12 protein-coding genes are annotated in these 13,651 nt (G+C 74.4%); 8 read left to right on the top strand and 4 right to left on the bottom strand.

Features of this window, described 5'->3' with window-relative positions:
* A partial coding sequence (locus tag K304_RS0116770) for a peptidoglycan recognition protein family protein (protein WP_027764709.1) occupies positions 1–1,880 on the top strand: 1,880 nt, incomplete at its 5' end.
* Here the strand turns inward: K304_RS0116770 and K304_RS0116765 are convergent.
* A complete protein-coding gene (locus K304_RS0116765) occupies positions 1,870–2,367 on the bottom strand; it encodes a hypothetical protein (protein ID WP_027764708.1) in 498 nt (165 codons plus the stop codon). The genes K304_RS0116770 and K304_RS0116765 overlap by 11 nt on opposite strands.
* A gap of 165 nt (positions 2,368–2,532) precedes the next feature.
* Here K304_RS0116765 and paaK point away from each other — a divergent pair, with 165 nt between their 5' ends.
* Positions 2,533–3,831: a phenylacetate--CoA ligase PaaK gene (paaK, locus tag K304_RS0116760; protein ID WP_027764707.1), complete on the top strand. Its 1,299-nt coding sequence runs from the start codon at positions 2,533–2,535 to the stop codon at positions 3,829–3,831.
* A 69-nt stretch (positions 3,832–3,900) separates the two neighbouring features.
* Here the strand turns inward: paaK and K304_RS0116755 are convergent, their stop codons facing one another.
* Positions 3,901–5,469: a phytoene desaturase family protein gene (locus tag K304_RS0116755; RefSeq protein WP_027764706.1), complete on the bottom strand. Its 1,569-nt coding sequence runs from the start codon at positions 5,467–5,469 to the stop codon at positions 3,901–3,903.
* A 172-nt stretch (positions 5,470–5,641) separates the two neighbouring features.
* On the opposite strand from K304_RS0116755, the gene dhaK reads away from it, so the two are divergent.
* From dhaK to K304_RS0116740, 3 genes are all read left to right on the top strand, one after another.
* Complete coding sequence (gene dhaK, locus K304_RS0116750) at positions 5,642–6,634, top strand: dihydroxyacetone kinase subunit DhaK (RefSeq protein ID WP_027764705.1); 993 nt, start codon at positions 5,642–5,644, stop codon at positions 6,632–6,634.
* Positions 6,635–6,749: 115 nt separating this feature from the next.
* The gene (dhaL, locus tag K304_RS0116745; RefSeq protein WP_051308535.1) at positions 6,750–7,355 is read left to right on the top strand and encodes a dihydroxyacetone kinase subunit DhaL; all 606 of its coding nucleotides are present in this window, start codon (positions 6,750–6,752) and stop codon (positions 7,353–7,355) included.
* Positions 7,348–7,761: a PTS sugar transporter subunit IIA domain-containing protein gene (locus K304_RS0116740; protein WP_027764703.1), complete on the top strand. Its 414-nt coding sequence runs from the start codon at positions 7,348–7,350 to the stop codon at positions 7,759–7,761. The genes dhaL and K304_RS0116740 overlap by 8 nt, the downstream gene beginning before the upstream one ends.
* Positions 7,762–7,791: 30 nt before the next feature.
* On the opposite strand, the gene K304_RS0116735 is transcribed toward K304_RS0116740, so the two are convergent.
* Positions 7,792–8,307 carry an NUDIX hydrolase gene (locus K304_RS0116735; RefSeq protein WP_027764702.1) on the bottom strand — a complete coding sequence of 172 codons (516 nt, stop codon included), beginning with the start codon at positions 8,305–8,307 and terminating at the stop codon, positions 7,792–7,794.
* A 98-nt stretch (positions 8,308–8,405) separates the two neighbouring features.
* The gene (locus tag K304_RS0116730) at positions 8,406–9,209 is read right to left on the bottom strand and encodes an aspartate/glutamate racemase family protein (RefSeq protein WP_027764701.1); all 804 of its coding nucleotides are present in this window, start codon (positions 9,207–9,209) and stop codon (positions 8,406–8,408) included.
* Between the two features lie 71 nt (positions 9,210–9,280).
* Here K304_RS0116730 and K304_RS0116725 point away from each other — a divergent pair, with 71 nt between their 5' ends.
* The 3 genes from K304_RS0116725 to K304_RS0116715 all read left to right on the top strand — a co-directional run bounded on the left by K304_RS0116725 (position 9,281) and on the right by K304_RS0116715 (position 13,610).
* Positions 9,281–10,447: a glycosyltransferase gene (locus tag K304_RS0116725; protein WP_027764700.1), complete on the top strand. Its 1,167-nt coding sequence runs from the start codon at positions 9,281–9,283 to the stop codon at positions 10,445–10,447.
* Positions 10,448–10,648: 201 nt separating this feature from the next.
* The gene (locus K304_RS0116720; RefSeq protein WP_027764699.1) at positions 10,649–11,122 is read left to right on the top strand and encodes a DUF6643 family protein; all 474 of its coding nucleotides are present in this window, start codon (positions 10,649–10,651) and stop codon (positions 11,120–11,122) included.
* 109 nt (positions 11,123–11,231) lie between these two features.
* Entirely contained in the window at positions 11,232–13,610 is a 2,379-nt protein-coding gene (locus K304_RS0116715) for a phosphoketolase family protein (protein ID WP_027764698.1), read from the top strand.
* Positions 13,611–13,651: the final 41 nt, after the last annotated feature.

Raw genomic sequence — 13,651 nt, 5'->3', positions numbered from 1 at the left:
GCTCCCTCCAGGGGGCGTTCCAGCGGGCGGCGGAGCGGTACGAGGTGCCGCGGAGTGTGCTGCTGGGGGTGTCGTACCTGCAGTCGCGGTGGGACGGGCATGCGGGTGCGGCGAGTGTGTCGGGCGGGTACGGGCCGATGCATCTGACGGATCTGCGGACGGCGTTGGCGGAGTCCGGGGAGCATCATCACGGGGGTGCGGAGGATCCGCGGGGTGACGCGGCGCGTCCGCTGGACGTGGCGGCGCTGTCCCGGACCGCTCGGGCGGGTGAGGGCCGGGAGGCCGGGCGGGTGCCGGAGCGGCTGCGGACGCTGCCGGAGGCGGCGGAGCTGACGGGTATCGCGGCGGAGCGGCTGCGGGAGGATCCGGCGGCGAACATCGCGGGTGGTGCGGCGCTGCTGGCGCAGGCGCAGCGGGAGCTGGGACTCCCGGCGAGCGAGGACCCCGCGGACTGGTTCGGCGCGGTCGCCGCCTACTCCGGCGCGGACGACGCGACCACGGCCGCCGCGTTCGCCGAGGAGGTGTTCTCCGTGCTGCGCCGAGGGGCGCGGAGGGTCACCGACGCGGGGCAGCCGGTGGAGCTCGAGCCCTCCCCGGCCCTGCGCCCGGGTCGCGGACGGGCGTCCGGGCCCGGCGTGCGCGCGGGTATCCCGGACGGCCCGGTGGAATGCCCGGCGAAGCTGTCCTGCACTTGGCAGCCGGCGGCCTACGAACGATGGGAGAAGAAGGACGGCTCCACGGACTACGGCAACCACGACCGCGCACGGCGCCCGGCCGTCGGCGCCATCGACTACCTCGTGGTGCACGACGTCGAGGGGTACTTCAACGGCGCCACCAGTCTGATCGAGAACCCCGACTACGTCTCCTGGCACTACACCCTGCGGTCCTCCGACGGGCACGTGGCGCAGCACCTCAGGACCCGGGACGTCGGCTGGCACGCGGGCAACTGGTACGTCAACGCCAGGTCGGTGGGCCTGGAGCACGAGGGCTTCCTGACGAAGCCGGACGCCTGGTACACCGAGGCGATGTACCGCTCCTCCGCCCGCCTGGTGCGGTACCTGGCGAAGAAGTACGACATCCCGCTGGACCGTCAGCACGTCCTCGGCCACGACAACGTGCCGGGCACCACCCCGTCCGCCGTCCCCGGCATGCACACCGACCCCGGCCCGTACTGGGACTGGGCGCACTACTTCCGCCTGCTCGGCGCCCCGTTCGGCCCCGGAGGCTCTTGGCGCGGCGCGCAGATGGTGACGATCCTGCCCGACTACGACGCGCACCGGCCGGTCTACACCCGCTGCGACGACTCCGGCGACCCGTGCGCCCCGCACGGCTCCGCCGCCGTTCGCCTGCACACCGCCCCCGACCCGGACGCCCCGCTGGTGAAGGACATCGGCCTGCGCCCGGACGGCGACCCGTCGACCACCGGCGTCAACGACACCGGCGCCCGGGCCACCACGGGCCAGCAGTACGCCCTCGCCGGCCGCGACGGCGACTGGACCGCGATCTGGTACCTCGGCCAGAAAGCCTGGTTCCACAACCCCGCCGACCGGCCGACGGCGGTCCCGGCCCGCGGCAGGGTCGTCACCCCGAAGGACGGTGAGGACCCGATCCCGGTCTACGGCCGCGCCTATCCGGAGGCGGGCGCCTACCCGGAGGACGTGCCCGTGCAGGACATCGAGCGGCTGCCGTACGAACTGCAGGCCGGACAGCGGTACGTGGCCGGCCTGCGGACCCGCGGCAGCTTCCTGTGGGCGCAGAGCTACGACCCGTCGGGCGGAAAGGCGGTGCTGGTGCGCGGGGAGCGGCGCTACGTGCAGATCCAGTTCGGGCACCGGGTCGCGTTCGTCGACGCCCGGGACGTGCGCGTGACTACGGTCTGAAGATCTCCGGCGGCAGCGGCTTGAGCAGCGCGTACAGGTCGCTGGTGATGGGCCGGTCCCAGGAGGCGATGGTGACCAGCACGCCGTCGCTGCGGTCGAACTGCACGCAGGAGATGCGCTCCTCGGTGCACTTCACGCGCCGGACGATCAGCAGGTTGTCCTCGTGCATCACCGGATCGTCCTCGACGGCGGTGACCTCGACCTGCTCCTCGTTCTCCAGGGCGGCGAGCAACTGGGCCACCTCCAGCGGGACCTGCCCCTCCCCCAGGTCGCGGAACGGCGATCCCTCGGGGAGGTTGCCGATGATCATCGCGGGGCCCCGGCCGCCGAAGAGGTCGTAGCGCAGGAAGACGCCCTGGCAGGTACCGTCCGGCGCGGGCAGCAGTCCGGCGCCCAGGTTTCCGGGCCAGTCGGACGGGTCCATGGCCAGGACGTCGAAGTCGGGCCCGGCGGGGACGGGAGCGCTGCGGCGGCGGAGGAAGGACATGCCCGCCATGGTACGTCGCGGCCACCGGGGGCCACGGTGCGGTCGGGCGGGCGCCGGACCGGCCGGAGGCGGGCTCCGGAGTCCGCCTCCGGCAACCCCTTGACGGACCTCGGCGCCTCCTGGTTGTTTGAACGGGATCAAGCTACCGAATGATCGGTTGGGGCGATGCACATGCAGGTCACCGAGGCCGTCGACGCCGCGCGCAGGCTGTCCGGGGAGGAGCTGCGCGCGCTGCAGCTGGAGCGGCTGCGCGCCACGCTCCACCACGCGTACGAGAACGTGGACCACTACCGCCGGGCCTTCGACGCGGCGGGAGTGCGGCCCGAGGACTGCCGGGGCCTGGAGGACCTGGCACGCTTCCCGTTCACCGTGAAGGACGACCTGCGCGAGCAGTACCCGTTCGGGATGTTCGCGGTGCCGCGGGAACGGCTGCGCCGTGTGCACGCCTCCAGTGGCACCACGGGTCAGCCGACGGTCGTCGGCTACACCGAGCGCGACATCGAGGTCTGGTCGGACCTGGTGGCCCGGAGCATCCACGCCGCGGGCGGCCGGCCCGGGCACCTCGTCCATGTCGCCTACGGCTACGGCCTGTTCACGGGCGGGCTCGGCGCGCACTACGGCGCGGAGCGGCTCGGCTGCACGGTCGTGCCCGCCTCGGGCGGGATGACGGCCCGGCAGGTGCGGCTGATCCAGGACTTCCGTCCGGAGATCATCATGGTCACCCCGTCCTACATGCTCACCCTGCTGGACGAGTTCGAGCGGCAGGGCGTCGACCCGCGGGCCTCCTCGCTGCGGACCGGGATCTTCGGTGCCGAGCCGTGGACGGAGGAGATGCGCCGGGAGATCGAGGAACGCGCCGGCATCGACGCCGTGGACATCTACGGCCTGTCGGAGGTCATGGGCCCGGGCGTCTCGCAGGAGTGCGTGGAGACCAAGGACGGCCTGCACGTGTGGGAGGACCACTTCCTGCCGGAGATCGTCGACCCGGTCACCGGGGAGCCGGTGCCGGAGGGCGGGACGGGCGAACTCGTCTTCACCTCGCTCACCAAGGAGGCGATGCCGGTGATCCGCTACCGGACCCGGGATCTGACCCGGCTGCTTCCGGGGACGGCGTGGCCGGCGTTCCGGCGCATGGAGAAGGTCACCGGACGGTGCGACGACATGATCATCCTGCGCGGGGTGAACCTCTTTCCCGCGCAGATCGAGGAGATCGTGCTGCGTACACCCGGTGTGGCGCCGCATTTCCAGCTGCGGCTGACCCGCGAGGGCCGGATGGACCGGCTGACGGTGCGGGCCGAGGCGCGGCCGGCCGCGACACCGCAGCAGCGCACCGAGGCGGTGGAGACGATCGCGCGCGAGGTGAAGGACGGCATCGGCGTCTCGGTGGGGGTGGAGATCACCGAACCGGAGGCGCTGGAACGCTCGGTCGGCAAGATCAGGCGCATCGTCGACGAGCGGGAGTGACGCCTGTGTCCCGGGAGCCCGGGGCTCCCGGGACACCACCCGCCGCGCGGGGGCGCCCGCGTCGGAAGCTCAGCCGGACTTCCGGCCCTCCGCCTCGAGGACGGCCATCGCCGCGTTGTGCCCCGGCACCCCGCTGACGCCACCGCCGCGCACCGCGCCCGATCCGCACAGCAGGACGCCCGCGTGCCCGGTCTCCACGCCCCACCGCCCGGCGTCGGGGTCCCGGTAGGGGAAGGCCAGGTCGCCGTGGAAGATGTGGCCGCCGGGCAGCCGCAGTTCACGTTCGAGGTCGACCGGCGTCTTGGCCTCGATGCAGGGCCGCCCCTCGGCGTCCACGGCCAGGCAGTCGGCCAGCGGCTCGTCCAGGTGGGCGTCGAGCTGGGCGATCGTGGCCTTCAGCACCTCCGCGCGCCGGGCGTCGTTGTCGCCGGTGAACAGCTCCCCGGGCATGAGCAGCCCGAACAGGGTGAGCGTCTGGTATCCCTGCTCGACCAGCTCCGGGCCCAGGATCGAGGGGTCGGTGAGCGAGTGGCAGTAGATCTCGGACGGGGGCGCCGACGGCACCCGGCCGTCCGCGGCCTGCCGGTGCGCGTCGGCGAGCGCCTGGTACCCCTCGGCGATGTGGAAGGTGCCGGCGAACGCCTCCCGCGGGTCCACGGCGGTGTCCCGCAGCCGGGGCAGCCGGCGCAGCAGCATGTTGACCTTGAGCTGCGACCCGGAGGCGCGCTCGGCGGGCTCCTCGCCCAGCATCGCGGCCAGGGCCTCGGGGGACGCGCCCACCAGCACGTGCCGGGCGGCCACCATGCCCTCGGTGCCGCCGGTGCTGTAGTGGACCTCGGCGCCCGCGCCGTCCGGCGCGATGCGGTGCACGTGGTGCCCGGTGAGCAGTTCGGCGCCGGCCGAGCGGGCGGCGTCGGCGAGTGCACCGGTGACCGCGCCCATGCCGCCGACGGGAACGTCCCAGTCGCCGGTGCCGCCGCCGATGACGTGGTAGAGGAAGCACCGGTTCTGGGCCAGCGACGGGTCGTGGGCGTGCGAGAACGTGCCGATCAGGGCGTCGGTGAGTACCACGCCGCGCACCAGGTCGTCGCGGAAGCGCCGCTCGATCTCCTCGCCCAGCGGACGTGCGAACAGCGCCTCCCAGGCCGCGTCGTCGGCCACGGCCGCACGCAGTTCCTCCCGGGTGGGCAGCGGACCGGTGAGGGTGGGGAAGACCCGCTCGGCGACGCGGGCGGTCATGGCGTAGAAGTCCTGCCACTCCTCGAACTCCCGGTCCGAGCCCGTCAGGCGGGCGAAGGAGTCACGGGTGCGGGCCTCGTCGTCCGTGACCAGCAGGCCGCCGGCCGCACCGCCGATGACGGAGGGCGTGTAGGAGGACACGGCGCGTTTGCGCAGCGGCAGGCGCAGCCCGAGATCGTCGGCGATCTGCCGGGGCAGCAGGCTGACCAGGTAGGAGTAGGCGGACAGACGGGCGTCGACGCCGGCGAACGGGGTGGTGGAGACGGCGGCGCCGCCGGTGTGGTCGGAGCGTTCCAGCAGGGCCACGGAGAGACCGGCGCGGGCGAGATACGCGGCGGAGACCAGGCCGTTGTGGCCGCCGCCGACGATCACGGCGTCGTAGGAGGGCTTGTCTGGCATGCCCCCCTGTCTACACGGCCCTCCCCCGCTCCGACCAGGGGCGGGGCTCCGGAGGAGCGGCGACGAGTGCGGGGAGGCGGTCTAGGGATTCCCCGAGTGTCGCGCCGTTCCCCACCCGGTGCGAGCCTGGTTGAGTGAGGTGTTCGGTGTCGGTGCCAGCCGGGAGGACTCCATGCGACAGCTGATCAATGTGCCGGAGACGGTGGTCGAGGAAGCGCTGCGCGGTGTGGCCGCCGCGCATCCGGACCTCACCGTGGACGTCGAGAACCGGATCGTGCTCCGCGGGGACGCGCCGGTGGCCGGGAAGGTCGGGCTGATCTCCGGCGGCGGCTCCGGCCACGAGCCGCTCCACGGCGGGTTCGTCGGGTTCGGGATGCTCGACGCGGCGTGTCCGGGCGAGGTCTTCACCTCGCCGGTGCCGGACCAGATGGTGCGCGCCGCGGCAGCCGTGGACAGCGGGGCGGGCGTGCTGTTCATCGTGAAGAACTACACCGGCGACGTGCTGAACTTCCAGATGGCCGCGGAGATGGCCGAGGACGAGGGCGTGCAGGTCGCCAGCGTGCTGGTGGCGGACGACGTGGCGGTGGAGGACAGCACGCACACGGCGGGCCGGCGCGGCACCGGAGCCACGCTGTTCGTGGAGAAGATCGCCGGGGCGGCGGCCCAGGCCGGGGAGCCGCTGGAGCGGGTGGAGGCCCTGGCCCGCCGGGTTTCGGAGTCCTCCCGCAGCTTCGGGGTGGCGCTCAGCGCGTGCAGCACGCCCGCCAAGGGCGGCCCCACCTTCGACCTGCCGGCCGGCGAGCTGGAACTGGGCATCGGCATCCACGGCGAACCGGGCCGGGAGCGCCGGGCCATGATGACCTCGGGCGAGATCGCCGACTTCGCGGTGCAGACGGTGCTGGACGACCTGCGGCCGGAGGGGCCGGTGCTCGCACTGGTCAGCGGCCTGGGCGCGACGCCGCTGCTGGAGCTGTACGGCTTCGCGGGCGAGGTGCACCGGGTGCTCGCGGAGCGCCGCGTGCCGGTGGCCCGCACGCTGGTCGGCAACTACGTGACCTCGCTCGACATGGCAGGTGCGTCGGTCACCCTGTGCCGGGCGGACGAGGAGATGCTGCGGCTGTGGGACGCTCCCGTGGCCACCCCCGGGCTGCGCTGGGGCGCCTAGGACCCGCCGTGCACCCCCGTTCCGCCCGCCGTGTTTCCGTCGCCCGACGTGTCAGGAGACTCCCTTGCCCGACTCCCCCGGTTCCGTACTCGACACCACGCGCGCACTGCGCTGGATGAACGCCGCCGCGGACGCGGTGGACCGTGAGGCGGACCGTCTCACCGAACTCGACTCGCCGATCGGCGACGCCGATCACGGCACCAACCTGCGGCGCGGCTTCACGGCCGTACGGCAGGGCCTGCGCGACGACCAGCCTTCCGGGCCCGGACCGGTGCTGCTGCTCTCCGGACGGCTCCTGGTCTCCAAGGTCGGCGGCGCCTCCGGCCCGCTGTACGGCACCCTGCTGCGCCGCGCGGGCAAGGCGCTCGGCGACGAGTCCGCGGCGGACGGCCGCCAGGTCGCGGCCGCGCTGCGCATCGGCGTGGAGGCCGTGGCGCAACTGGGTGGCGCCGCCCAGGGCGACAAGACGATGCTGGACGCGCTCTTCCCGGCGCTGACCGCGCTGGAGGAGGCGCTGGAGTCCGGGGAGGACCTCGCCGACGCGCTGGCCGCCGCCGGGCGGGCGGCTGCGGAGGGCGCCACGGCGACCGTGCCGCTGCGGGCCCGCAGGGGCCGGGCCAGCTACCTGGGTGAGCGGAGCGTGGGCCACGAGGACCCCGGCGCCGCGTCCTCGGTGCTGCTGGTGACGGCGCTGGCGGAGGCGGTGGGCGCCGGTGAGTGAGCAGGAGGAGCCGCGGGTCGGCCTGGTGCTCGTCTCGCACAGCTCGCAGGTGGCGGCCGCGGTCGCGCAGATGGCGTCCGGGCTGGTGGGCACCGGCGGGTCGGTGCCGGTCGCGGCGGCGGGCGGTGCGCCGGACGGCGGGCTGGGCACCGACGCCGACGCCATCCGGGAGGCGGCGCTGTCCGTGGACGAGGGCGCCGGGGTGCTGCTGCTCGCCGACCTGGGCAGCGCGGTGCTGACCGTGCGGGCGCTGCTGGCGGAGGACGAGCTGCCGAAGGACAGCGAGCTGCTGGACGCCCCGTTCGTGGAGGGCGCCGTGGCCGCGGTGGTCTCCGCGTCGGCCGGGGCGGACCGTGCGGCGGTCGCGGCGGCGGCACGGGACGCGTACGAGTACCGGAAGGTCTGAGGCCCGCCCGTCGCCCGGTGGCGCGGCCGTTCAGCCGGGCGGCGGCCCCTCGGGTGCGGGGGCGCCGCCCGCGGGCGCGTCGTAGGCGAACCAGGCGGGGCCCTCCTGTGCTGCCCGCTTGATCCGTTGCACCGCGAACTCCTCCAGGGACGGCAGGTCGTCCTGCGCGAACCAGCCCACTTCCAGCGACTCGTCGTCGTTCACCCGCGCCTCGCCGCCCACGGCGCGGCAGCGGAAGGAGATGTCCATGAACTGGCAGCGGTCGCCGTTCGGGTAGCGGATGGGCTCCAGGCCCTGGACGGAGATGATGCGCTCGGGAACGCATGCGACGGCGGTCTCCTCGCGCACCTCGCGCACGATGGTGTCGGCGGGCTGCTCCCCCGGTTCGGCGATGCCTCCGATGATGGCCCAGCGGCCGGTGTCGGCGCGCCGGGCGAGCAGCACCCGCTCCTCGTCGTCGAACACCACCGCGCTGACGCCGGGCAGGAAGAGCAGTTGCTGACCGGCGGTGGCACGGATCGCGCGGATGAATTCGGGTGTCGCCATGCGCCCGACTCTAGGACGTGACGCGCGGCCGGCGGCGTCCTCCCCCGCGGGGCTCGTTCGTGTGAGGGACCTCGCCCGGGTCAGGCGGGCGGGCCGGGTCAGGCGGGCGGGCGGCGGCCCGCCGGGGCGGGGAGCGCGTCGGCGAGCAGACGGCCCTCGGCGTAGGTGCGGGCCGCCCGCGGCAGCTCTCCGGGCCGGCCGCTGAGCAGGACGGTGAGTCCGCCGGTCGCCGGGGCCTGCGGGGCGGGCGCGGTGTCGAGGCGGCGCAGCGCCTGGGCGGCGACGGCGTCGGCGGAGCCGTACAGCTCCGGGAGGGGGCCGCCGTGCGCGGCGGCGGTGCGGATGCGCGCTCCGACCAGTTCGTAGTGGGTGCAGCCGAGGACCACCGCGCGGGCTCCGGCCGGGGTCAGCCGCCCGGCGGCGGCGACGGCCGCGTCGATCCGGTCCTCGTCGCCGGACTGGACGGCGTCGGCCAGGCCGTGGCAGGGGACCTCGGTGATCCGGGCGCCGTTGCCGAAGTCGCCGATCAGCCGCCGCTGGTAGGCGCTCCCGGTGGTGGCCGGGGTGGCCCAGACCGCGACCGGGCCGCCGGAGGCGGCGGCGGGCTTGACGGCCGGCACGGTGCCGACGACCGGTACCAGCGGCTCGAGTTCGGCGCGCAGGGCGGGCAGGGCGTGCACGGAGGCGGTGTTGCAGGCGACGATCAGCGCGTCGGGGCGGTGGGCTGCGGCGGCCCGCGCGCAGGCCAGAGCCCGGGCGGCGATGTCGCCGGCGGTGCGCGGTCCCCACGGCAGTCCGTCGGGGTCGCTGGAGAGCACCAGGTCGGCGTCGGGACGGAGGCGGCGTACCGCGGCCGCGGCGGGCAGCAGTCCGATTCCGGAGTCCACGAGCGCGATCTTCACGGCGGAAACTCTAACCGATCGCCACGCCGCGCTCCCGGTGCGTGCGGGTGCCCTGCGGCAGACTGCCGCAGGTGAACGCGCTGACGTGGACCTCGTGGCTGTCGCTGGCGGCATGGCTGTGGCTGCTTCTCGCGCACGGCGGTTTCTGGCGCACCGATGTGCGGCTGCCGCCCCCGGACCCGGCGGGCGATGGGGCCCGGGCGGGTGCGGACGGGGAGCCGTGGCCGCCGGTGGCGATCGTGGTGCCGGCGCGCGACGAGGCGGCCGTGCTGCCGCTCACGCTGCCCTCGCTGCTCGCGCAGCGGTACCGGGGCCCGGCCGAGGTGGTCCTGGTCGACGACGGCAGCAGCGACCGGACCGGCGACCTCGCCCGCACGCTGGCCGCGTCGGTGCCCGGGGCGCTGCCGCTGACCGTGTGTTCCCCGGGACCGCCGCCGCCGGGCTGGACCGGCAAACTGTGGGCGGTCCGGCACGGCGTCGCGGTGGCCCGCTCGCGGGGCGCGGCGACGTACCTGCTGCTGACCGACGCCGACATCGCGCACCCGCCGGATTCGCTGCACGCCCTGGTGCGCGCCGCGCGCGACGGCGGTCTGGACCTCGTCTCGCTGATGGCCCGGCTGCGGGTGGCCACCGGCTGGGAGCGCCTGGTGGTACCGGCGTTCGTGTACTTCTTCGCGCAGCTCTACCCGTTCTCCCGGGTCAACCGGCCGGGTGGCCGTACGGCGGCCGCGGCGGGCGGCTGCATGCTGCTGCGCGCGGACGCCGCCGACCGGGCGGGCCTCCCCGGGAGCGTTCGCGGCGCGCTGATCGACGACGTCGCCGTGGGCCGTGCGGTGAAGCGCGGCGGCGGACGGGTGTGGCTGGGCCTGGCGGAGGAGGTGGCGAGCGTGCGGCCGTACGAAGGACTGGCTCCGCTGTGGGCGATGGTGGCGCGCAGCGCGTACGCCCAGTTGCGGCACAGCCGGTCGCTGCTGGCCCTGACGGTGGCGGGCCTGCTGCTGGTGTATGTGGCGCCGCCGGCGACGGCGCTCGCCGGGCATGCGGCCGGCTGGGCGGCCTGGGCGCTGATGACGCTCAGCTATCTGCCCACCGTGCGGTACCACCGGGTGCCGTGGTGGGTGGTGTTGACGCTGCCCGCGGTGGCGGTGCTGTACCTGCTGATGACGGTGGACTCGGCGGTGCGGCATCACCGTGGCGCGGGTGCCGCGTGGAAGGGCCGGACGTACGCCGGCACGTGACGCCCGACGGACTCCGGCCCGTCCCGGCCCTTCCCGGCCTGATGTTGGCCGGATCGTGCCCTTTACACGAACACAAGGCACCGGTGCGACCGTTTCTTCCCTCTTTCGCTCGAATTGGTGACGTCCGGTCACGTGTGACGCGCAAAATGACCCGCTTATCGGACTCCCCAACCAGCACATCGTGGGCTTAACTTATGGACTATGACCTCCCCCCGCAGCACCTACGGCGGCGGTTACTACGCTGCTCCTGCATTCCCCGACACCCCTATCTACGACATGCTCGTGGCCGAGCGGGGTACCCCGCAGATCGCCCCGATCCGGGTGCCCGCCGCGTACGACACCGGGAGTCACCTGCCCGCGCTGCCGTCCGCGCTCCCCGCGCTCCCGTCCGGACAGGGGCACCCCTACGGGCAGCAGCAGGGCTATCCCGCCCAGCAGCCCGCGCCGCTCCACCAGGCCCCGTCCCCGTACATCCCGCAGCAGCAGAGCCAGCCGCGCGGTTACGGCTACCCGGGTCCGCAGGGCGGCCACCAGGGTCAGCAGGGCTACCCGGGCGCCGGCCAGCAGCCGCAGCACCAGATGCGTCCCGTGGCCCCGCGCCCCGCCGCGCCGCGGCAGATGCCGGGCGGCTACGACGACCCGTACGGACGTCCGTACCAGGGCCGGGGGTACTGACCTCCGGACTCCGCACCGCGGGGCCGGGGAACGACGCGGCGGCGACCCATCAGGGGGAGGGCGCCGCCCGCGACGTGTCATCCCGGCGGCGGCCTGGTACCCCTCCGGCATGCAGACCTCCCCACGGCTCACGCACGAGGAGGCGGAGCGGCTGGACGCGCACTGGCGCGCGCTGGTCTACCTCGCCGCCTGCCAGCTCTACCTGCGCGACAACCCGCTCCTGGGCCAGCCGCTGCGCCCGGAGCACATCAAGCCGCGGCTCCTCGGCCACTGGGGCACGTGCCCCGGTCTCGGCCTGGTCTACACCCACCTGAACCGGCTGATCCGGAACCGGCGCCTGGAGGCGCTCTGCGTGTGGGGCCCCGGACACGGTGCGCCCGCCGTGCTCGCGGGGAGCTGGCTGGAGGGCACCTACGGCGAGCTGTTCCCGGACGTGCCGCGCGACGCCGACGGCATGACGCGGCTCTTCCGCGCCTTCTCCACGCCCGGCGGCGTGCCCAGCCACACCGCTCCCGGAGTGCCCGGATCCATCCAGGAGGGCGGCGAGCTGGGGTACTCCCTGGCCCACGCCTACGGCGCCGCGATGGACAACCCCGGCCTGCTGGTCTGCTGCGTGGTCGGGGACGGCGAGGCGGAGACGGGCCCGCTGGCGACCTCCTGGCACGCCGACAAGTTCCTCGACCCCGTCCACGACGGCGCGGTGCTGCCCGTACTGCACCTCAACGGCTACAAGATCGCCAACCCCACGGTGCTGGCCCGTATCCCCGAGGAAGAACTCGACGCCCTGATGCGGGGCTACGGGTACGACCCGGTGCACGTGACGGCGGCGCCGGACAGCGACCGGCTCGAGGTGCACGCGGCGATGGCCGCCGCGTTCGACGGCGCCGCGGACCGGATCGGTGCCCTGCAGCGCGCCGCCCGCGCGGAGACCGGAGCCGACCGGCCGCGCTGGCCGATGATCGTCCTGCGCACCCCCAAGGGCTGGACCGGCCCGGCGTCGGTCGACGGGGTCCCGGTGGAGGACACCTGGCGAGCGCACCAGATCCCCATCGCCGGAGTGCGGGAGGACCGTGAGCGGCTGCGGCAGCTGGAGGGCTGGCTGCGCAGCTACGGCCCCGAGGAGCTGTTCGACGACAACGGCCGGCCGCTGCCGCACGTGCTGGACTGCGTACCGGCCGGCGGCCTCCGGCTGGGCGCGCTGCCGCAGGCCAACGGCGGCCGCCTGCTGCGCGATCTGCCGCTGCCGGCGCTCGAACCGCACGCGGTGGACCCCGAACGGCCGGGCGCGAGCACGCACGAGCCGACCCGGGTGCTGGGCGGCTGGCTCGGCGAGCTGATGTCGGCGACCCACGAGCGGCGCGACTTCCGCATGTTCGGGCCGGACGAGACGGCGTCCAACCACCTCGACGACGTCTACGGCGCGACCCCGAAGGGCTGGCAGGCGCGCACCCGGCCCACCGACGAGCACCTGGGCCCGCACGGCAGGGTCCTGGAGGCGCTCTCCGAGCACCTGTGCCAGGGCTGGCTGGAGGGCTACGTGCTGACCGGCCGGCACGGCCTGTTCGCCTCCTACGAGGCGTTCGCGCACATCGTGGACAGTATGGCGAGCCAGCACATCAAGTGGGTGCACAGTGCGCGGGAGGTGCCCTGGCGGCTGCCCGTCTCCGCGCTCAACTACCTGCTGACCTCGCACGCCTGGCGGCAGGACCACAACGGCTTCTCTCACCAGGACCCCGGCTTCGTCGACCACGTGCTCAACAAGAGCCCGGAGGTCGTCCGCGTCTACCTGCCGCCGGACGCCAACACCCTGCTGTGCGTGGCCGACCACGTGCTGCGCACCCGCGACACGGTCAACGTGGTCGTCGCCGGGAAGCAGGAGTGCTTCGACTGGCTCGGACTGGAGGAGGCCCGGGCGCACTGCGACCGCGGGGTGGGCATCTGGGAGTGGGCCGGCACCGAGACCTACGGCGAGGAACCGGACGTGGTGCTCGCGTGCGCCGGGGACGTGCCGACCCAGGAGGTCATGGCCGCCGCCTCGCTGCTGCGGGCCCACGTGCCCGAACTCGCCGTGCGGGTGGTGAACGTCGTGGACCTGGCACGGCTCCTGCCGCACGAGGAGCACCCGCACGGGATGCGGGACGCCGACTTCGACGGCGTCTTCACCCGGGACCGGCCGGTCGTCTTCGCGTACCACGGCTACCCGTGGCTGATCCACCGGCTCGCCTACCGCCGTGCCGTCCATCCGCACCTGCACGTCCGCGGGTACAAGGAGTCCGGCTCGACGACCACGCCGTTCGACATGGTGGTCCGCAACGACCTGGACCGGTACCGGCTGGTGATGGACGTGCTGGACCGCGTGCCGGGCCTGGCGGTGCGGGCGGCCGGCGTGCGGCAGGCGATGGCGGACGTACGGTCCCGCCACCACGCCTGGATCCTCGAACACGGGACGGACCTGCCGGAGGTCGCGGGCTGGCGGTGGGAGGAGTGAGCCGGGCGCGCCACGCGGGCGCGCCCGGACCGAGTCCGCCG

Source organism: Streptomyces sp. CNS606 (assembly GCF_000426325.1).
The sequence above is the reverse complement of the archived record's forward strand: the minus strand, read 5'-3'. Positions and strand labels throughout refer to the sequence as shown.

What these genes read in the sequence shown, in the direction of transcription:
- dhaK (WP_027764705.1), top strand. Translation starts at nt 5,642, where the DNA reads ATGCGACAGCTGATCAATGTGCCGGAGACGGTGGTCGAGGAAGCGCTG.
- paaK (WP_027764707.1), top strand. Translation starts at nt 2,533, where the DNA reads ATGCACATGCAGGTCACCGAGGCCGTCGACGCCGCGCGCAGGCTGTCC.
- K304_RS0116720 (WP_027764699.1), top strand. Translation starts at nt 10,649, where the DNA reads ATGACCTCCCCCCGCAGCACCTACGGCGGCGGTTACTACGCTGCTCCT.
- K304_RS0116765 (WP_027764708.1), bottom strand. Translation starts at nt 2,367, where the DNA reads ATGTCCTTCCTCCGCCGCCGCAGCGCTCCCGTCCCCGCCGGGCCCGAC.
- K304_RS0116715 (WP_027764698.1), top strand. Translation starts at nt 11,232, where the DNA reads ATGCAGACCTCCCCACGGCTCACGCACGAGGAGGCGGAGCGGCTGGAC.
- K304_RS0116755 (WP_027764706.1), bottom strand. Translation starts at nt 5,469, where the DNA reads ATGCCAGACAAGCCCTCCTACGACGCCGTGATCGTCGGCGGCGGCCAC.
- dhaL (WP_051308535.1), top strand. Translation starts at nt 6,750, where the DNA reads ATGAACGCCGCCGCGGACGCGGTGGACCGTGAGGCGGACCGTCTCACC.
- K304_RS0116735 (WP_027764702.1), bottom strand. Translation starts at nt 8,307, where the DNA reads ATGGCGACACCCGAATTCATCCGCGCGATCCGTGCCACCGCCGGTCAG.